Origin of the sequence: Brevibacillus choshinensis, from assembly GCF_001420695.1 — a bacterium.
Taxonomy (GTDB): Bacteria; Bacillota; Bacilli; order Brevibacillales; family Brevibacillaceae; genus Brevibacillus; species Brevibacillus choshinensis.
The window spans coordinates 1259267-1279030 of the sequence record NZ_LJJB01000013.1; the positions used below are offsets into that span (position 1 = coordinate 1259267).

General features: G+C 47.1%; 21 protein-coding genes. 5 read left to right on the plus strand and 16 right to left on the minus strand.

The genetic code is table 11. The features are described 5' to 3' along the window. Positions 1-45: 45 nt before the first annotated feature. The 3 genes from AN963_RS26370 to AN963_RS26380 all read right to left on the minus strand — a co-directional run bounded on the left by AN963_RS26370 (position 46) and on the right by AN963_RS26380 (position 2730). On the minus strand, positions 46-1389 hold the full coding sequence (locus AN963_RS26370) for a cytochrome P450 (RefSeq protein WP_055747470.1): 1344 nt from the start codon (positions 1387-1389) through the stop codon (positions 46-48). A gap of 117 nt (positions 1390-1506) precedes the next feature. Continuing rightward, on the minus strand, positions 1507-2070 hold the full coding sequence (locus AN963_RS26375) for a biotin transporter BioY (RefSeq protein ID WP_055747471.1): 564 nt from the start codon (positions 2068-2070) through the stop codon (positions 1507-1509). Between the two features lie 93 nt (positions 2071-2163). After that, positions 2164-2730: a hypothetical protein gene (locus AN963_RS26380; protein WP_055747472.1), complete on the minus strand. Its 567-nt coding sequence runs from the start codon at positions 2728-2730 to the stop codon at positions 2164-2166. Positions 2731-2887: 157 nt separating this feature from the next. On the opposite strand from AN963_RS26380, the gene AN963_RS26385 reads away from it, so the two are divergent. Then, on the plus strand, positions 2888-3199 hold the full coding sequence (locus AN963_RS26385; RefSeq protein ID WP_055747473.1) for a hypothetical protein: 312 nt from the start codon (positions 2888-2890) through the stop codon (positions 3197-3199). A 51-nt stretch (positions 3200-3250) separates the two neighbouring features. Here the strand turns inward: AN963_RS26385 and AN963_RS26390 are convergent, their stop codons facing one another. The 5 genes from AN963_RS26390 to AN963_RS26405 form a co-directional block, all read right to left on the minus strand. Then, on the minus strand, positions 3251-3775 hold the full coding sequence (locus tag AN963_RS26390) for an ankyrin repeat domain-containing protein (RefSeq protein ID WP_055747474.1): 525 nt from the start codon (positions 3773-3775) through the stop codon (positions 3251-3253). A gap of 27 nt (positions 3776-3802) precedes the next feature. After that, on the minus strand, positions 3803-4801 hold the full coding sequence (locus AN963_RS26395) for a GNAT family N-acetyltransferase (protein ID WP_055747889.1): 999 nt from the start codon (positions 4799-4801) through the stop codon (positions 3803-3805). Between the two features lie 153 nt (positions 4802-4954). Beyond that, the gene (gene yhfH / locus AN963_RS30610) at positions 4955-5116 is read right to left on the minus strand and encodes a protein YhfH (RefSeq protein ID WP_083497066.1); all 162 of its coding nucleotides are present in this window, start codon (positions 5114-5116) and stop codon (positions 4955-4957) included. A gap of 183 nt (positions 5117-5299) precedes the next feature. Continuing rightward, positions 5300-6556, minus strand: a complete 1257-nt coding sequence (gene ilvA / locus AN963_RS26400; RefSeq protein WP_055747475.1) for a threonine ammonia-lyase IlvA — start codon at positions 6554-6556, stop codon at positions 5300-5302. Between the two features lie 545 nt (positions 6557-7101). After that, positions 7102-7443: a hypothetical protein gene (locus tag AN963_RS26405; protein WP_055747476.1), complete on the minus strand. Its 342-nt coding sequence runs from the start codon at positions 7441-7443 to the stop codon at positions 7102-7104. Positions 7444-7620: 177 nt separating this feature from the next. Here AN963_RS26405 and rlmD point away from each other — a divergent pair, with 177 nt between their 5' ends. Then, complete coding sequence (rlmD, locus tag AN963_RS26410; RefSeq protein WP_055747477.1) at positions 7621-9003, plus strand: 23S rRNA (uracil(1939)-C(5))-methyltransferase RlmD; 1383 nt, start codon at positions 7621-7623, stop codon at positions 9001-9003. 97 nt (positions 9004-9100) lie between these two features. On the opposite strand, the gene AN963_RS26415 is transcribed toward rlmD, so the two are convergent. The 8 genes from AN963_RS26415 to AN963_RS26450 all read right to left on the minus strand — a co-directional run bounded on the left by AN963_RS26415 (position 9101) and on the right by AN963_RS26450 (position 17717). Continuing rightward, on the minus strand, positions 9101-9496 hold the full coding sequence (locus AN963_RS26415) for a VOC family protein (protein ID WP_055747478.1): 396 nt from the start codon (positions 9494-9496) through the stop codon (positions 9101-9103). A gap of 195 nt (positions 9497-9691) precedes the next feature. Next, positions 9692-10273 carry a type 1 glutamine amidotransferase family protein gene (locus AN963_RS26420; protein WP_055747479.1) on the minus strand — a complete coding sequence of 194 codons (582 nt, stop codon included), beginning with the start codon at positions 10271-10273 and terminating at the stop codon, positions 9692-9694. Between the two features lie 702 nt (positions 10274-10975). Then, positions 10976-11509 carry a GNAT family N-acetyltransferase gene (locus AN963_RS26425; protein ID WP_055747890.1) on the minus strand — a complete coding sequence of 178 codons (534 nt, stop codon included), beginning with the start codon at positions 11507-11509 and terminating at the stop codon, positions 10976-10978. A gap of 41 nt (positions 11510-11550) precedes the next feature. Beyond that, a complete protein-coding gene (locus tag AN963_RS26430) occupies positions 11551-12711 on the minus strand; it encodes a bis-aminopropyl spermidine synthase family protein (RefSeq protein WP_055747480.1) in 1161 nt (386 codons plus the stop codon). Positions 12712-13089: 378 nt separating this feature from the next. Then, on the minus strand, positions 13090-13809 hold the full coding sequence (locus AN963_RS26435; RefSeq protein ID WP_055747481.1) for an SDR family NAD(P)-dependent oxidoreductase: 720 nt from the start codon (positions 13807-13809) through the stop codon (positions 13090-13092). Positions 13810-13955: 146 nt separating this feature from the next. Continuing rightward, positions 13956-15104: a Ger(x)C family spore germination protein gene (locus tag AN963_RS26440; protein WP_055747482.1), complete on the minus strand. Its 1149-nt coding sequence runs from the start codon at positions 15102-15104 to the stop codon at positions 13956-13958. Positions 15105-15106: 2 nt separating this feature from the next. Next, on the minus strand, positions 15107-16636 hold the full coding sequence (locus AN963_RS26445; protein WP_236708095.1) for a spore germination protein: 1530 nt from the start codon (positions 16634-16636) through the stop codon (positions 15107-15109). Further along, a complete protein-coding gene (locus AN963_RS26450; RefSeq protein WP_055747483.1) occupies positions 16611-17717 on the minus strand; it encodes an endospore germination permease in 1107 nt (368 codons plus the stop codon). Before AN963_RS26450 ends, AN963_RS26445 begins: the two co-directional genes overlap by 26 nt. 198 nt (positions 17718-17915) lie before the next feature. Between AN963_RS26450 and AN963_RS26455 the strand changes: the two genes are divergently transcribed. From AN963_RS26455 to AN963_RS26465, 3 genes are all read left to right on the plus strand, one after another. Further along, positions 17916-18260 carry a YojF family protein gene (locus tag AN963_RS26455; protein ID WP_055747484.1) on the plus strand — a complete coding sequence of 115 codons (345 nt, stop codon included), beginning with the start codon at positions 17916-17918 and terminating at the stop codon, positions 18258-18260. Between the two features lie 24 nt (positions 18261-18284). Next, complete coding sequence (gene bshB2 / locus AN963_RS26460) at positions 18285-18941, plus strand: bacillithiol biosynthesis deacetylase BshB2 (protein ID WP_055747485.1); 657 nt, start codon at positions 18285-18287, stop codon at positions 18939-18941. A gap of 233 nt (positions 18942-19174) precedes the next feature. Beyond that, positions 19175-19717: a histidine phosphatase family protein gene (locus AN963_RS26465; RefSeq protein WP_055747486.1), complete on the plus strand. Its 543-nt coding sequence runs from the start codon at positions 19175-19177 to the stop codon at positions 19715-19717. Positions 19718-19764 lie beyond the last annotated feature (47 nt).

A 19764-nucleotide genomic window follows, 5' to 3' on the forward strand; every position in this document is an offset into this window, starting at 1 on the left:
TAGTGAAAAGATGCCTCTTTTTTTTGCCTTCTGAGCCTACCTCCTCTACATCCGTTTCTCCAGTCGCATCGGCAACCCATTTTTCGGACGCAAGGTGACCAACGGCTCTGGCTCTACAACTTGATTGGCTTCAGACAGCCGCATCCGATACCGCTGTGCGATAGTCGCTAGCAGCAAGGCCGCCTCCATCAGAGCAAAGTTGTTGCCGATACATACACGTGGTCCTCCGCCAAAAGGAAAATAGGCAAAAGTCGGGATGCGCTTCAACAAATCCCCTGCAAACCTTTCCGGCATAAACTCGTCCGGATTTTCATAAAAACGCTCGTCTCGATGCATCACAAATTGACTCATCATTAGCGTCTCACCCGGCTGATACTTGTGCCCCCCGATCTCTACTTCCTCTACCACTTCCCGATTGATCGTCCATGCTGCCGGGTATAGTCTCAATGTTTCCTGGACAATGAGATTGGTGTACGTCAGCTGAGGAATGTCTTCCACCGTTGGCAGCTTGTCTCCTAATACTGTGGCCAGCTCATCATGGAGTTTTTGCTCCGCTTCCGGATGGAGCGCAATCAGGTAGAAAATCCACGACATGGTATTGGCAGTCGTCTCATGACCGGCCACAAAGATCGTCATGACCTCGTCCCGCACCTGCTCATCCGTCATCCCTTGCCCGTTTTCCTCATCCCGTGCTGCCAAGAGCATTCCTAAAAGATCGTCCTGTCTTAGATCACCGCTGTTTCGCCTCGCCTCAATCAATGAGAAGATCGTTTTATCCAGGGTCTCATTTGATTCGAGAAACTGACGATTGCTCCTCGTAGGCACGGAGAGCGGGATATCGATAAACGAAGAAGCTTTATTCGCCACATATTTGAGCCCTACGTCGATCGCGTGCCCAATTTCGTCTGCGCCTTCCTTGATGCTTTTACCAAACATCGTAGCCGTTATGATGGCTAAGGTGACCTTCATCATATCGTGATGGATGTCACGTACTTCCCCATCCTTCCAATCACGCATGAGCTCTACGCCCTGCCTGACCATTACTTCTCCGTAAGCAGCAATCCGCTCCCGGTGAAAGGCTGGCTGCATCAGTCTGCGCTGCCTCAGATGTTTTTTCCCTTCACTGGTGAGAATTCCATCTCCCACAACCGCTCTCGCTATCTGGAGTCCTTTCCCTTTGCGGAAATTTGCTTGCTTGGTGACGAGCACTTCCTTGATTTGCTCGGGATTGGTCAACAAATAAATAATTCGTTTGGGGCCAAAGCGGAATAATACGACATCACCATGCGCTTTTGCCGAAGTACGGATAAATTGAAGGGGATTTCTCCGGAATGACAGCAGGTTGCCTGAAATCGGGAGGCCTTTGGGGCCAGAAATAGTCTCGTTCATCTTTTCCTCCTCATGTACGTGAGACTTGCTGTTATCGATAGTATCCGGCACAAAAAGGAGTTTATGCGAAAAAAACCACCCTAAGCTAGGATGGTGTTGTAGCATGTATGATGTCGATTATCGAGTAGAGGACGTTTCCACACGGAGCAATCGAGAGGAGATCAAACGCTCCCGCACCTTGATGCCGATCAGGGAAGCCAATACCGCCTTGATCACACCGACAGCGATGAATGGCGTCGCCCCAAAGGCAATCGCTTTGTCCCAAGGAATATCCAGTACGAATTTCAATTGGATCGAACCGCAAATAAGAGTGATGACCATGCCAACAAGATTAGCGATAATGGCATTTACCAACGTAAAACGCGTCTTTTCCAATATCAAGCCAGTAGCGTAAACCGTCAGTATAAAACCGAATATATACCCGCCGGTTTTACCAAACAAGATTTGCAATCCGCCGCTCGCTTCTGTGAAGACAGGTAACCCGATCGCGCCAAGCAACGTGTAGATCAACATCGCCAAGGTCCCATACCGACTTCCCAAAATCGTAGCGGTCAGCCCTACTGCCAACGTCTGTCCCGTAATGGGGATCAGCGGGAGTGGAATGGTCAGTTGGGATAAAACAGCCATAATCGCAGCAAAGATAGCAGATAAGAGCAACCATCTCAATCTTTCGTTTCTCATTACGTATTAGCCTCCGTTTGTTAACTAAAATGATGATAAGGTTAACAAAATAATAATACGCATGATGGGAAAAGTAAATGCTTGTTCAATAAATTATCTTTGACTCTCTACATACTCTTGTAAGTGGTGCAGCGATTGGACCGTGTGATCAATCAGGTCACGCAGGTCATCGATGTTGCCTTCATCGATCTTTCGATAAAAATCAAGCGTGATTTGGTTATCCACCCGTTGTGGTGGCCATTCGTATCTCTTTTCCTCCAGTCGCGCTTTTAACGTATGAGTGATATAGGGACGTTGCCCCCAGATTTCGTCGAGCAGGGCCGTGATGGCTCGCGCTTCTTCGGGAATCTCTTTGCTCGCATTCATCGGCAAATGAAAATGAATGCAAATCGTACAGCCGATCTGTTCGGTCAAAGGCTGCTCCAGCTGTTCGGCGGCGATGTCCGCCAGACCAGTGCGAAGCTGCATTTGAGCGAGGACTGCAGACTCACGGTCTGCAACTCCTGCCTGTTTGAACTCAATTTGAAACAGACGATGAAAGGTCGCCATATCCATGACATCCGAACGGCCTGTAATCGTGATCGCTCCATCAAAGTCACGATCGTACACGGCCCCTTCTAGCACGACCCGAATATTATCAAACACTAGGGGATGAAACATGCTCTCTCTCCTTTTGCTCGTTTGGCTTTCTTCTCTGCTATATCCATCACTAGAATGCCCGCTTTTCACTCCTTTTGCAAGCTTGCAGACTTCCCCATAGCAGAACTTACCTACCTAATGGTAACATGGGGGAGAACCAAACTTAGAGGTGACAGCCATGTTTCTAATCGGCATATTAATTGTTGTAGCGATCTTCGGAGAAATCCTCCACAGATTAAACCCCTGGAAAAAGCCAGAGCCCGCTTATGATGATCTGGTCGCCCAAATCAAACAGGCTGAATGGTATCAGGAATTGTCTCAAGATGCAGCCTGTCGACAGATACTGGAGAACGATCCGCACGTCCTGGCCTATTACTCAGGTACGTATGAGGCACAACGCCTGCTTACACAGGAAGGATTTCAGCTCGGTCTGATCGACTACGTGAAAAAACAAGCAAAGACTACTACGGGTTCCCCTCAACAGCATTAGGTGAGGAACGAAAAAGCCGCTGCGGACTAGCCCCAGCGGCTTCTGTATGCCTTAGTCAGCACCATGTTGGCGCAAAAGCTCTACGACGTGTGCATTTCCTTTTCCTAAAGCGAGCGCCAGTGGCGTTTGTCGACCCTCGTTTTTCGCGGGTTCATTTACCTGTGCCCCGTGTGCGATCAGCAACCGGATGATTTCGATATGCTCGTCATGGAAAGCAGCGGTATGTAGACAGGTGTGTCCGTTACTGTCAAACGTATCGGCTTTGGCACCACTCGCTAGCAAAAGTCCAACGACTTCCACATCCCCCTCACCCGCTATCGCTGCATGCAGAGCCGTATTGGACGGTATGTATGCAATCTTCGAGTGGGACACAGCCTGTACGTCTGCACCTTTTTCCAACAAGAGACGCACGACATCCACGTGCCCAAAATGAGCAGCGTAACCCAGTGGTGTCAATCCTTCTTCATTTTCAGTATTTGCAAGTGAAGTATCCTTTTCCAGCAAATCTTTTACTTTCCTACTGTCGCCTGCCTGCGAGGCCTGAAACAATTCCTTTATCGTCGTAGCTGCATTCATTGATACATCCTCCTCTTCTTTTATCCGTTATCCTCTTGCCCATGCAATTCTGGGATCGATGAAACGAGACAAGCGGTATGCGATCGGCAAAAAACCTTGGCGAGGCCAGAACCTTGACGATTGAAGATTGGTCATCCTCCAATCTGTCAGGACGTACTCCATGCCTTTTGCCTTCGCATGCATGAGGCCATGTTGCGTGAGAGCATGGTTGAAGCCCAGTCCGCGATATTCTGGCTCCGTCGCTGCGACACCCAACTCAATGCCATTTGCCGGCACCAGCATGGCGGAAGGCTCTTCTTCGGCTGGAAAATAGGCCTGAAAGGAAAGAACCTGTCCTTCTTTCTCTACCAGCCACAAATCAACGTCAGGATCGTCAACCAACTGCGAATACCCGTCTCGAATCTTTTGGGCATCTTCGGGCAATGCCACCCCGAAAGTCGGTGCCGCCGCTTGGAACGTTCGAATCAACTGAGAGACTTCCGCCATTGCTTGGCGATCCTTTGGGGTTGCTAGACGAAGCTGTACATTTGGCACCCGCATGTCGGCGACCACTGGTTCATGGAACGAGTGGAGAGGCAGGCTACCATGGACCTGTTCATGCCCGAAGCCGAGGCAAAACCAACTATTCACCAGCGCAGTGTCATTGGCAGGTACAAGTGAATAATGGGCAAAGTATCCCTCATCCACCCAGCGCTGCGAAGCGGCTGCATACAAATCTTTGTACAATTCGGCATGTTGATCACCCGCTATACCATGACCGGCCAGGCTCACCCATACATGCCTTCCCCTGGTTGGATTCTCGGCTTTTCCCCCAAACAAATACCCGATAAGGGAACCTTTTTCGATAGCGGCGACTCCAGTTGCCACTGTTTTTTCCCAATCCGCACGAATGGCTTGCTCGGCAACCCGTTCGCTTTCAAAACGGGAGGGCAGTACAGGAGCAGCCAATCGATCTCTTTGATGGCGCCTGGCCAATAGCTTTGCAGCCTCATCAATCAGATCGCAAGTAAATGGTACGATATTCAAAATGTCTCCTCCTCCCAGCCTGTCGATGAGCCTATACTCTTTCTGGAAGTTTCCGTCATTTCCTTCTCCGAAACTATCTGACTGACACAAACAAAAAAGGCGTACCCGCTGGTTGCTCACCATGTGGTACCCCTCATATATGGTTCATCCTCATTATTTCTTTTGGTGGTAGAACTTGTAAGCGTCGTAGCTCATTTTCTCCTGGCATGTGGAGCATTCTGTCGCATACGACTCTGCCTGCTCATGGATGGTTTGACCGCAAGCAGCACAGCATTTTGCTTCCAGGTTGCGAAAAAAAGTGGTGATCGGCGTCATCGTTAAAACCCCCTGTTGTGTTAGTAACTGTATTGTATTACAACAGCGGCTGTTTTATAAAAGTTTGTTATAATACATTACGCCGAATTATCTTTTTCTCGCTCCTGATTTCTGCTGTTTGCTTTTATTTTCGCTGTATTCATACATTTTTGCATTTTCTTAATCTGTTGTAACACAACAGCCTCAAATCAACAGATTAAACAGATACGGATCGCTGGTGATTTCCACGTAGCGGATGCCATGCTGCTTCATTCGCGTCACGAGCGGCCCGTAGTCATCCTGGCATTTCAGCTCAATGCCTACCAGGGCTGGCCCGTTGTCCTTGTTATTCTTTTTCGTGTATTCAAAGCGTGTAATGTCATCATGCGGTCCAAGAACCTTTTCCATGAATTCCCGCAATGCCCCTGCTCGCTGCGGGAAGTTGATCACAAAGTAGTGTTTCAGTCCCTCATGTAACAGTGAACGTTCTTTGATTTCCTGCATCCGGTCGATATCGTTGTTTCCCCCACTGATGACGCAGACAACGTTTTTGCCCGCGATCTGTTCCCGGTACAGATCGAGAGCCGCGATCGACAGAGCACCAGCAGGCTCGACTACGATGGCACTGCTGTTATATAACTCGAGGATGGTCGTGCACACTTTTCCTTCCGGTACGAGCACGATGTCATCCAGTACATCCTTGCAGATCGTCATGGTCAGCTGACCGACCTGTTTCACCGCTGCTCCATCCACGAACTTGTCGATCTCATCCAGCGTCACCACATCACCCTTTTCCAGTGCCGCTTTCATCGAAGGCGCGCCTGCTGGCTCCACACCGATGACACGAGTAGCAGGACTTACTCCTTTTACGTAGGTCCCGACGCCAGCCACCAATCCACCCCCGCCAATACTGGCGAAAACAAAATCAGCAGGCTCTTCCATATCATTCAAGATTTCCAGCCCGACCGTTCCTTGGCCCGCAACAACTAACGGGTCGTCGAACGGATGCACAAACGTGCGCTCTTCCTGCAGGCAATATTTCATCGCTTCTGCAAACGAATCGTCAAAGGTATCTCCGACCAGCACTACTTCTACGTACGAGCCGCCGAAGAGCTTTACCTGAGATACCTTTTGCCGTGGCGTCGTCGTCGGCATGAAGATCGTACCCTGGATTTGCAAATGCTGGCAGGAAAACGCTACTCCTTGGGCATGGTTGCCCGCACTGGCGCAGACGACACCTCTCTCCCTCTCTTCCATGGAGAGATTGTGGATGAAATGGTACGCGCCGCGAATCTTGAACGACCTCACGACTTGTAGATCTTCGCGTTTTAAATACACGTTGCAGCCGTACCGCTCGGAAAGCTGCTTGTTCTTTTGCAGTGGCGTTTTGTCCACTACGTCCTTTAATGCATGATTAGCAACGACGATCTCTTCGACTCTCACTGTTGTGACTGTCTGCATAGGGGGTGATGCTCCTCTCTCCTGTTTCTTTTTGTATCTATCTGATCTGAATCCACATCTTGGCAAGTAAAAAAGCCCTCGCCATGCCAGCAGCGCTATTCACGCATGGCTGGCTGAGGCGAGAGCATCGCGGTACCACTCAGCTGTTCTGCTTTCCTCACGAAAAACAGACTCGAGAAGTTCACCTAGGAACTCCCGTCCGGTAACGTGGACGAATCCGTTGTCCTTTACTCACGGCGGGTAACCACACCCCTTTTTTTCTAGGACACTGCTCCAAGGTGATTTTCAAAACAGGCTGGCGGCCATCCTTTCAGCTCGGGGGAAGGCTCTCTGAACGCTGCTCACTGCTCCTACTCTTCCTCATCAACGCAAAGACGATCGAACATTCAAATTTTTTCACATTATATCTGTTGAAAGGAACCGTTGTCAAAGAGAATGTGCTGAGCGGACAGTCAGTGCGCTACCTGATTTGGCCAAAGAAAAAAGGATGCAGCTGCCTCATACAGCTACATCCTTCATGCGTTTTCTTCGTTAGATGGTACTCCTTAAACGGCTTCGTAGATCGCTTCGTAACGCTTGCCGATCTCTTCGTCATTCAAGCCAGCTTCACGCAGGCGACTGATCAGAGCGTTTGCCCAGATCTCGGTGCGTTGTGACATTTTCGCATATTTCTTTGCTTCCTTCACTTTGCGCTTGGCACGATCTTCCCCATTGGACTTGAGGTTGTCGAGGACGAACAGCATATGCATGGTGTCGTCTTCATTCAGGCTTGTCCAGTTGTCGTTCAGGAACGCAACTACCTTTTTATAATAATCGTCAAACTCGTCAAAGGAAATCTCAGTATCCATGTTGAGATATTCTTTCATTTTTTCAAATAGCTCTTGCATCTAGCGTCACAACTCCCTCATGAATTCTCCGCATTATTATAACAAAAACAAGCCTTGGTAGGAAGTTGCCATTATCTGTGAAGAAATCCCTGCACCAGAAGCCGCCTGCCAGCATGCATCCTCGACCAATATCAACTATAATAGGAGGACAATTCATCGATGAGGAGAACGGAACAGATGAAACCGTATCAAAAGGAACAAGACGCCAGCATCCGTGTCGGCCAGCAAATGACCCTGACGATCAAGAGTCTGGGCATCAATGGCGAAGGGATCGGCTATTTCAAACGAAAAATTGTATTTGTAGATAAAGCTTTGCCTGGCGAAGTCGTGCATGCCGAAGTGACAGAGGTCAAAGAAAAGTACGCGCTGGGCCGTTTGCTACGCGTCGTGGAAAAGTCGAAGTCACGGACCGTCCCACCCTGTCCTGTCTACGAAGAATGTGGTGGCTGTAGCTTGCAGCACATGGATTACCAGGCGCAGCTCGCGAGCAAGCGGGAGATCGTGGTCGAATCGCTGCGCAAGTACGCTCGTCTGGAAAATCCCCCTGTCGCGGACACAATCGGTATGCACAATCCGTGGGGATATCGCAATAAAGCTCAATTTCAGGTCGGGAAGCAGGACGGCAAGCTCATCGCAGGCTTGTATCAGACAGGAAGCCACAAGCTAGTCAACCTGGAAGGCTGTCAGGTACAGCACGATGCGACCAGCCAGATCGTGCAGAGCGCCAAGCAGGTTCTCGAAGAGCTGGGTATCCCTGTCTATGACGAGCGCAAACACACGGGTGTCATACGTACCATTGTGGCACGTGTCGCCTTTGGGACTGGCGAGACTCAGCTGACACTCGTAACGGCAACAAAAGAAATCCCACGTGTGAAGGAATTGATCCTGGAGCTACGAACGCGACTCCCGCAGCTCGTCGGCATCACCCAGAATGTGAATGCGCAGAAAACCTCTCTCGTCTTTGGTGAAAAAACCACTTCGCTGTGGGGCAAGCCGACGATCGCAGAGAAGTTGGGCGATCTGTCTTTTGCCCTTTCCGCCCGCGCGTTTTTCCAGCTCAATCCGGAGCAGACGAAAAAGCTGTACGATCAGGTCAAAGCTGCGGCTGGACTCACGGGCAGCGAGCTCGTGCTGGATCTGTACTGCGGGACAGGCACCATCGGGCTGTGGCTGGCGCCATTCGCGCGTGAGGTGCGCGGGATCGAGCTCATCCCCGAAGCGGTAGACGATGCGAAACGCAACGCAGAACACAATCAGATCGGGAATGCCAGCTTCCATGTAGGGCACGCAGAGAAACTCATGCCAAAATGGGCCAAGCAAGGGGTACGACCGGATGTTGTCGTGGTCGACCCACCGCGGACCGGGCTCGATGATGCTTTGATTCGCTCTTTGTTGGAAGTGACGCCTGAGAGAATTGTTTATGTGTCCTGTAATCCTTCTACGCTGGCGAAAGATATTGCGAAGCTGATGGTGAAGTACGAGCTGGTAAGCGTGCAGCCGGTGGATATGTTTCCACATACGAGTCATGTGGAGTGCTGTGCGTTGCTTGTAAGACAATAAAAAAATTATGTTCATTCTTACAAAGCATACTAGTCTTTACCAAATGAAAGAGAGTACCGCTTTTGAAGTACTCTCTTTCTTCAAACATAGGAAAATTCTATTTTGCGTTCGCATCTGGCTGATGAATACCAAAAATGTTGCCTTCGGTATCAATATAATATCCTTGCCACGCCATTCCAGGCAGAGCATACTTTGGAAGGGCGACCTTGCCTCCATTTTCTAGAATTTTTGCTTCAGTTGAATCGTAATCTTCCACTCCCATTGTACAGGCATAACCATTCAAAGCCTTGCTAGGTTCTGGGGAAGCGCCTTGACGTTGCATCAAAGCTCCGTTAATTCCAGGCTCGTTCACATCGCCAGTTACAGCCCCAAAATAAGGCATTCCAGCATAATCACTCCAATCTTCAAATGCCCACCCAAATACCTCTCCATAAAACTTCTTAGCACGCCCCATGTCATCTACATGAATTTCGAAATGAACTAATCTTCCCATGATACCCTCCTGGTTTTTTTATTCCTTAATTTGCTATTGTGTATTCTACTTATAGTTTTGATACTTCTTTATGTCAATTTTACTTATTCTACACATATGGAGGCGGTTGTGAGACTTGACCTGATTTGAGTGTCTGAATATATAGGAAAGCACCCAAACGTGTATGCTTTCGTGCTTTCCTATCAGACTAAAATGTTATGAGGGAAAGTAGCCCTTTTTAAATATTTCGTACCATTCATTCAATCCATCGCCTTCTAATACACCCAATCTCTCCAAGATATGTCTTGAAAACTCCAATGCACCGCTTCCATTCGCGGTGATTAGATTCTCGTCACGGACAGACTGACCATCTACATAATGTTGAACTCCTCTGTAATTCGGAGCTCCTTGCTTCAAATAAGGTAACGTATTGCCTGTATGTCTATGATTATCCAAATATCCGTGGTTTCCCAAAAAAGTGGTAGCATCGCAGATGGCTGCAACAGGAATATCCTGGCTAACACAATAGTCAACAATTACTTTTGCTTGCTGATTCTTTGCTTCTCTCCATTGCGTTCCACCAGGTATGATTAACATTGCGATATCGAATTTCGGATTGAATTCTTTTACGCTATAATCTGGAAGGACCGTTAATCCACCCATCGAAACTTTGGGTTCCTGATCAATCGCGATTGTCTTTACACGATATCCTGTGCCTGGCTTGTTTAGCTCTGAACTGACGTAACTTGCCTCCCAATCAGCAAAACCATCCGTTATAAAAATTAACACTTCCTTCAAAGTGATTCCCTCCTCGTAAATTTTTGTATAAATCAATAGTAAACCAACTTCACTGACAATTATGGTCAGGAAAGATAAGTTTTCTCTGAGCCGATATCATTCCTCTTTTCTAGGACTGTACTCCCTATCACCTCAACACATGTGGAGGCAGTTTCGCTGTTGATTAAGAAAAACGAATAGCAGAAATGGGCTGAAATAGTAAAGAGGGGCGGATAGCCCCTCTCTTTCTTTTTACCCGAACATATAAGGTAAAGCAGATATGAATGTCTTCAGAAAAATAAATCCGATAATCGTTATGAATATTGTCACACCCCATAAAATTAGACCTAGTAAAAATCTAATGAGCGGATGTAATCGAAGACTCGCGCCACAGTGAGGGCAGTTGTTTGCAGAAGAGGCAATTTCCTTAGAGCATACTTTGCAATCTTGCCATTTATTTTTGTTCCGAGGATTTAGAAACCTCGTAAATATGAAATACACAAGCGCAAAACATAATAAGGCAAATAGGATGGATAAAGCTTCAAAGACAGTATAATTCAAAACAATAAATCCCCTTCCTGAGTCGTTCAATGATGTTTACTCACTGGTAAGCTTTAACATTATCATAGGCCTATAGTATCATATTTCGTGTCATGTAGAATGTAATTGTACTTCGAACGAGTCACGTGAAGGGGGTTTCGTTGTTGGTAGCTATCCTGGCACTTACTCCAAAAACGCACGAGAATATTCCACAACCCCCGAAACATTCTCCAGAGCATGTTCCCGCAGCTCTATGGCCATAAACACTTCGTCCGGCACTTCAAAAGGCGCTTTTATTCCCCACAAAGATGCTTTTTGAAAGCCGAGCTTCGGATAATAGTCTGGGTGCCCCAGTACTACAACAGAAGGATATCCAAGCTCTTTTGCCTTTTGTAGTGCTTCGAGAATCAACATCCTGCCTATCCCCTTACTTTGATACTCCGGCAAGACAGACACGGGAGCAAGTGCAAGTGATTCTGCACTTTGATTCTCTTGGTTGATTTTGATCTTCGATAAAAGAATATGCCCCACGATCTCTTTCTCTTGATGAATGGCGACGAGAGACAGCTCGGGGATGAATGCCCCAGAATCCTTTCTGATTCGAGCCACCAGTTCATGCTCTTTTTGATCGCTGAATTCCATATCGGCAAATGCGCTTTTCACTACTTGATCCGTCGTTTTGTAATCCTCCGCTCGCTCATTTCTGATCGTGATCATCATCGTTAACCTCTCCTATTCTTTTTCCTTCAATTGTGTATTTACGAGCGTTCCAGCATGTCAAACGTATCATTTTTGCAGCAGAGACAGCCTTGATTTTTGAGCTGTTCAATCGTAGAAACATCCCCCTGAATCCCTACCTCTACCTTTTTCCCACACTGTTTGCAACGGTAAATCCGAAGCGTTCGTTTCACCTCCCCCGTGTATAGCGCATCTACGAATACATCCGTACATTCAGGGGTGGTTTGATCGGTCGTTTTGAGAATGATCATTTGGCTCCGATTGGCGATCATCTCCGCTCCTTCATACTCGTTGAAACTTGGGATCGTCATGCCTGTCGTCAATCCCATCCGTATAAACTCGCGTTGCATCGCAAGCGTGAAAGCAGGTGACTTATGGGCAAATGACAAAAAGATCGGCAATCCTTTTCTTTGCTTTAAGGCGCTAATGCCACGAGAAATAAATAGGGTCATCCCTTGCAAGGTGTAGGGCGGATCGGTGAAGAAACAGTCATACTGCCCATGCATGTGTTCTAGTAACGGCTGCCTCAAATCGTGATGATGACACTGTATCGGGAGCTTTTCTCGTTCTGCCATTTCACGAATGTAACCTAAAAATCGCTCATCAATATCAGTAACATGAATGGCCGTCCTCTGGTGTCTTCCATTTGGAAATAAGCGCTGCAAAAGCAAACCGATCGACACGCTGACCAGGTCGTCATCACCGACACACAAAATCTTCTTTCCAACTAAAGAGTGGTGTTTCAAGCAAAGAATGGCCCGGCGCAGACTTGTCTCCGCGGTACATTTTGATTGATCGATCTGTACGTTTACTTGTGGACGCAGGCTCATGATGTCTCGGAGCACAACCAAAGTGTCGGCCAAGTCGGGATGGCTTTCTACCCCATTCGCCATGAGTTCTTTGTACAGATTCTTGTTGATGCCGCTAAAACCCCATTCCTTCTCAATCCAAGCCTTTCCTTCTACCGTGCAATGTACGCCGTTGGCCTGCGTCAAAGCCCCTGCCTTGATCAGCTCCTTCTTGATGGCAGCGGCTATAGGTACAGGTAACAGCGTAGCACGAGCCAGCTCCTTTGTTGAGATTCCCGGGTTCATATAGCATTCGAGCAAAAACTGTTCGATGACGGGAGTCCCCTCTTCCAGACGTATATGTGCACTTGCGATATCGATATAGTTTTTCATTCGATCGTTCTCCCTTCATGCTGAAATCTAGAAAATAAAAAAGGGCAGAGAATGAACAAACGTCATTCTCCGCCCTTTTTTTCGTTACCTAAATAAGCCCCAAAAATAAAAAAACCGCGCTGAACTCAGCACGGATGTGGGTACATAAATAAGCAATACCTAAGGCATTGTTTGATATCCGTTGTTCTTAACTAATTCCGAGGCATAACAAATAAACAATGCTAACATAGCAAATTGTTCATGAGTTTTTAAAAAGCCTCTTCTATGGAATTTGATTAGTTAAGAACGACCGCCAACATCAACATCTCTCCCTAGTGAATTTGGAGTTATCTTATCAGGATGAGTAGAGGAAGTCAAGAATTACCCATTTTTTAGTATCTAGGCATTTGTATCAAGCATTGCAGGAATATGGATTTCCTTCACGCATGACGCCTTGGACAGATTTATTACACATTTTACTAAGGCAACAATATCTTGTACGGGAATTCGCGTGCCCTCATACAAAGACATCGCTTTTTCTGCTCCTTCCTCGTAAGGAACCTCCGCAGCAATCTCGCCCGGATTGATACACGTCACGCCGATCCCATATTTCCTGCAATGTTCCCGTAAAGCATTGCCAATACCTCGCAACCCAAATTTGGATGCTACAAAGGTCACTTGTTGATGATTCGTATTGTCTAGTCCTGCCGTCGAACCGATTAAGAAGACTTTTGCATGTTCCGATTTTTTGAGATTGGGCAATAGTTTTTGGATGCATGTAATAGGTGAAGAGACGTTAACCCGGATCATATTGGCTATCTCCTCGGGATCATCTTTCTCGAAGTCATAGTGTTCACGAAATCCTTCTTTCTCCCATATCCCCACGTTGTAGATCAAGACATCAATCACAGCGCCCTCTAGAGCAGCAGCTATCTGATCACTTGCAGCAGATAATGATAAGTCGGCTTCAATCCAATGTCGATATACGCCATCTTCTATTCCTACACTGCGCGGTTGACTTCTTGAAACGATCCACACGTTGTCTCCCGGCTCGGGCAATCCTTTTACAAAGGCATCCCCTAATCCCTTGCTTGCTCCGAAGATCATATAGTTTTTCATCATTATCTCCCCCTTCTTGCCTTTCTGTGATTGGATCAACTACCCATTTCTCTCAAAATACCCCATTTTCCGCACTTTGTAAACAAATATGTTTATTAAAATACCTTGCAAAAAAAGGGGGCTCAATCACGAACCTCCTCCTCAGATTAATGCTCCCTTATTTTAGACATACTTCCACTGAACATCTCGACCTTGACATCGATAGTTGAAATCATCCCTTTGTCGAGAGGTAATTCTCCCTCTTTTGTAAGCCTGTGCCATTCCTTTGGGTACTTTCTATATAAAGCATCTGATAATTGAAGAACGTCCGTCTGGGTTTTTAGACCCAAGGAATAGGTGTGCCTGATCTCTTCCGAAATATTTTCTTCTGCATACTCACTTATTTTTTCTTCCGGTATGGCCTTAACCAATTGGGGCATGTTTGCCTGTGCTTTTACCTTGATTTGATAGGTTACTTTGCCATTGTCCACCTTAGGAATAATAGCGGGCTTGATATCTTCCAAGGTAAGAGTCGCCACGATACGCCCTTTATGGCGAACCATTAGCCCAGCACGGCTCGTATCTTTATCTAGCCAGCGCAAACCCATGACATCTGAGCGCCTGAGGCATTGCTTCAGCTTTTTGTTTTGCAAGAAGCAGACACCATCCATGATCAACTTTGGGTGCCTTTTCTTATTTTCTGTCCATTGTTCTTTATTGATGTTCAACAAGGGGAGCTGCACCGTTTGTCCATTCTCTTTCCATTTCCAGATAAACTTGTATAGATATAGCGGGGCAACCACTGAGCTTTGCCTGTAAATATCCTGCGGATCGTTCAATTGGGAATAAAGTACAGAGATATTCAAAATCGGCTGGGCATTAAATATTTCCTCTATCGGCTCATTGGTTGCAAAAGTCCATATCGTGTAACGGAATTCATAATAGCGGTCGATCACGTCCAGCATTTGATTGACCCCATACTGCTTCAGAGCTGCCTCGGAGAAAACGATTGCTTTGACGTGACTCCATGCCAATCGCTGCTGGGTCGTGGAGTACAGATTAAAAATGGCTTGATCAATAGTCTCCCCTTCAGCTTTACCGATTGAAATGGCTTGAGGGAGGCGTTGCCCTCCTGCTTCTTGTTTGGCGATATTGCCGAAGCTGATAATCTGCGTATAAAACACATATTTCCCCTTTACGTAATCTACACCGATGGAATTGACATAGATCAAATGCTCGATTTCCTTGGCGCCCCAGCATCCACTTACCATGGCAGAGATCAACACTATGATGAGAATGCAGCGGAGTTTATGCATAACTACTTTGGATTCTCCTCGTTGGAACTGTTTTTTTGCAGCATTCTAGGTGCTTTAAGCCACGCTCCCAACGGAATTCGAAAGATCACTTTCCATAGATCATGAAAGCTCGGAGGAGAGAGCGGTTCCATATAATAGACCCCGAACGACCGTAAATTGGTCAGATACAACACAATCACTCCTACTGCTATCAAAAAACCAAACAACCCTGTAATACCTGAAATAATTAAGATTAAGAGCCTCAGCAAGCTCACCGTACCGACGAGATCCTGATTGACGAGGGAAAAGGTGGATAGAACCGCAATCGCCACTACCACTAATATTCCTGGGGCGGTTAAGCCTGCACTGATGGCAGCCTGACCGATAATCAGCCCGCCTACTACGGATAAGGTTTGGCCAAAAGCCATAGGAAGACGCATGCCTGCTTCACGGAATAACTCAAATAAAAGCAGCATGACGATCGCTTCCAGTGGTGCAGGAATAGGAACGCCCTGCCTGGATAGAACGAGGGTAGCCACCAATGTATAAGGAAGCTGATCCTGATGATACGTGATCAGGGCAACCCACAAACCTGGCAGAAACAAGGCAATCACGAATCCAAACAATCTCATGAACCGGGTAAACGCGCTATACCATAAATACGAATGGATATCCTCCGGAGTATTAAATAAAAAAGTCAATGTAACGGGAGCAATCGTGGCAGTAGGTGAGCCATCAACGAACAGGATAAATTTACCGTGCAGCAGGGAGTTAACAGCAAAATCGGGCCTGCCTGTATACTCAAAGAGAGGAAACAAAGGAATGCGGCCGTTTGACAGCATTTCCTCCAGCTGTGTGCTGCTGACAATTCCCTTTACCTTTAGTCGGGAAAGCTTTGTTTTAATTTCAGATAATGTCTCTGGATTGATGGTGTGAGTAAGATACAGCAGATTGACTTTGGTCTCGGTCTCCTCGCCTAGGTTGTACTGTTCCACCGCCAACCGATTCGTTTTTAATCTTTTCCTGATTAAGGCAACATTGATGTGAGCTTCCTCGGTAAACCCATCTCTCGGACCTTTGACAGAGACCTCTGTATTGGCTTCTTCGGGGTTCCGTTGCGGCGGGCTGGAGAGATCCACAGCGTATAATCTGTTTAGGGAGTGAAAAAAGAGCAGCACATCCCCGCTAAAGACGCACTTGATAATGAGGTTCGGATCTCTTTCGTCTCTCAACGGCTTCAGTAATAGTTGACTGTATTGCTGAATGTCATCGGACTGGAATCGGGGAACTTCCGTATTCATTTTGAACACATGGGGAATCACTACTTGGTCGATTTGCTGGATATTGCACATGCCTTCGCAATAAATGAAGGTAACAACAGACGGATTCTGCTGATTTTCCTGCAAGGGAAGAGTAATGGTATCGACATTCACATCTCCACATAAGGCAAACAATTGATGAAAATATTCTTCGCTCAATGGATGATCATGAGGTATGGATGAAGGAAGCTCGTTTGGGACAAATACATCACTCACCCTTTTTTTCCGCATCATTCATCCCCCTCCTTCGACTCGCCCAATTTACCAACACCACGATAACCAAGGAATAGCCCACCATGACATAAAACATGAGTGGCAGAAGATAGGCGGTGAGCACATCCAGAAAATCGTTATCACTGTAAGGCAGAACAGAAACAGCAATCAACAGGGAAAACAACACTGCTAGGACGAACAGTCTTTTGCCGTTGCTTTGAATCCGTAAAATGTCGACGATGAGAAACATGGTGAGAGACATTCGAATAAACGCTCCCGAAAACCATTGGTAAATACTCAAGAAATCCATATGCTCAATGTAGCGGCCAATATTGACCAGGCGCCATTCTTCGTAGGCAGGGTATCTCAGCTTTTCTGATTCTCCCACACCGAACTCAGAAATGGCTCCCGTGACCGGTCCAAAAGTCAGCCCAATTAAAATGAGCACAAGCATGAGCAGCAACAGAAGCGAATACTTGACCCGAATATGCTGTTGCATAAACAAAAGAATGATCAGCTCAACAAAGCCTGCCCCTACAAAGACCACGCCTTTCCACACGGGGAGCATCCCGTATTCCAGAAATGGCTTTAGGAGAATGTAGCTTTTATGCGTATAGTTGGCGGTCATCACGTAAAAACCCAGCGCAATGACAAGCGGCAGAAAAATGGCAGCTGTATTGGCAATCGAGCGAATGCCCAAATAAGCATTGCCCAAGCATATACACGCCAAGAGAAGCGCAATAAATAAAATAGGCATTTTCGGGGAAAAAGCGACATGAATCCACGTAATGGTATCTCTCATCGTGATCGCACACATCACGAACAAATAGACGCATGCAATGCCCGCTAACATGTAGGAGATGGCAGAAGGATAGGCCTTTTTCAATAAAAGAAACAGATTTTGCTGACGGGTTTTCGCAACAACCGAATAGAGTAGAGTGCTCCAGACGATAAAGAAGGCACCTGCTAACAGAACTGAGATCCATGAATCACGTTTCGCGGCATCCAACAAGACGGGAATGACAATAACATGGCTCATCAATCCTATGGTAAGCATCAGCATGCAGACTGCCTGAAAAAAAGTCACCGAACCGTTATTCATAATTAGACCTCGAACAGGGAGGATGTTAAACTCTGCTACATTGCGTTTTCCGTAGTATCCTCCTGCCAGGAATTTTTATACAATGTTTTCCATCCCCCACACTTCTCCCCTCCTGTTGTCTTGACATAAGAGAAGAGGTTTTCTAATCTTAGAGGCAGTAGGTCGCTGTTCCTAACTCTCAGATAAGGGGGCACCAAGATGCAGCTTATCAATCAATCGGAAGTACAGCGTAGAATTGATGATCTCAAAGATCAAGATCTGTATATCCATCTCGAGATGACTACGGGAGCTTATGCCGCCCATTTCGATAGCTCCAAGCATCCAGCTGCAACCTTCATCACCAACGCCATCATTCGCTTTTCTCACGGATCGATATCCGGAAGTGGACCGTATCGGGTTGGCTTAAAGATGGAGCATGGATGGGTCTACTCCGAAGGGTTGACTCATTACGAAGAAACGGAACCAGAGCGATTGATCATGGCAGGTCATGACAGTCAGGGCAAATTGATCGTATCCTTGCAGTTAAGCCGGCAGCCCTTTTAGAGGGAAGAGGAGATGAATGTTTCTATGGAACGACATATTCTTGTTGTGCTGCCTCACCCGGATGACGAGGCATTTGGCTTATCGGGGACGTTAGCCAAGCATATAAAGAACGGTACTCAAGTCACCTATGCCTGCCTGACGCTTGGTGAGATGGGTCGTAATATGGGAATTCCGCCTTTTGCCACACGCGTGACGCTCCCGTCCATTCGCAAGGGTGAGCTGGAAGAATCGTGTCGTGCAATCGGCATACAGGATTTGCGAATGCTCGGTTTTCACGATAAGACAATCGAGTTTGAGGATCAGGATCTACTGGACGCTAAAATCAATGACATTATCAAAGAAGTGCGTCCGTCGCTGATCTTTACCTTTTACCCGGGCTACAGCGTTCATCCAGACCATGATGCGACCGGAGCCGCTGTGATTCGCACAGTAGCAAGACTTCCCAAAGACGAGAGACCTACTGTTCACTGCATAGCTTTTGCCAAAAATCTGGAGCAGGGGATCGGGCACCCGGATGTACTCGTTGATGTAAAAGAGTTTTTGCCACAAAAAGTACAATCCATTCTTGCGCATCGTTCCCAGTTCCAGGTCGCTGAGCTGTTAAACAGTACAGATCATACGTCCAAAGAAATTCAGGACCGTTTTGGGACAGAGCGTTTCTGGACGTATAAGTTTGATTAGATAAGGCAGCCCAACTTCGAATAGGATAGAGCCGTCAGTAAAAATCGCTGATGCTCTATCTTTTTTTATTCTTGACCTTTACACGATGTGAGCCAAGTGGGGGCGCTCGTGAATGATGCAGGGATTAATCAGGATATGTAGAAGAATTTGTTCTAAAAGCGACCTGTGAGGCTAGCTTTCTTCCCAGCAGGCGTAGATGGATGATCACTTCCGTGTAAAGGAGAATACCCGCTATGAAGCATATCTATCTCGTTCGTCATTGCAAAGCAACCGGGCAGGAGCCTGACGCTCCGTTGACTGAGCTTGGGGTGAAGCAAGCAGAGCAGCTCGCAGAGTTCTTCTCAGGAAAGGAGATCGATTCTATCATCTCTAGTCCTTTTGAGAGGGCTCATCGCACGATCAAACCCTTGGCCGACAAGCTAGGACTGGACATTTCATTGGATGAAAGATTGACGGAGAGAGTTTTGTCTGCTCAGGATCTTCCCGACTGGTACGAGATGCTTCGCAAGACTTACGACGATCTGGACTTGTTTTACGCTGGCGGAGAATCCAGTCGGACTGCCATGAGTCGAGTGAGCAGTGTGATCCACGAGGTGTTACATGGAGCGAGTCAACACACGGTCGTCGTATCCCACGGCAACCTGATGTCACTTCTTCTCAAGCATTTCGATGACCAAATCGGGTTCAAGGAATGGGAAGCCCTCTCCAATCCGGATGTGTACCAGCTTTCCTTTGAAAACGATTCTCCCAGTATTCGCCGTGTGTGGGTCGACTGATTGATCTGGCTCTTTGCTCAATAGGAAGAGGCCGTCTCTACGTCATT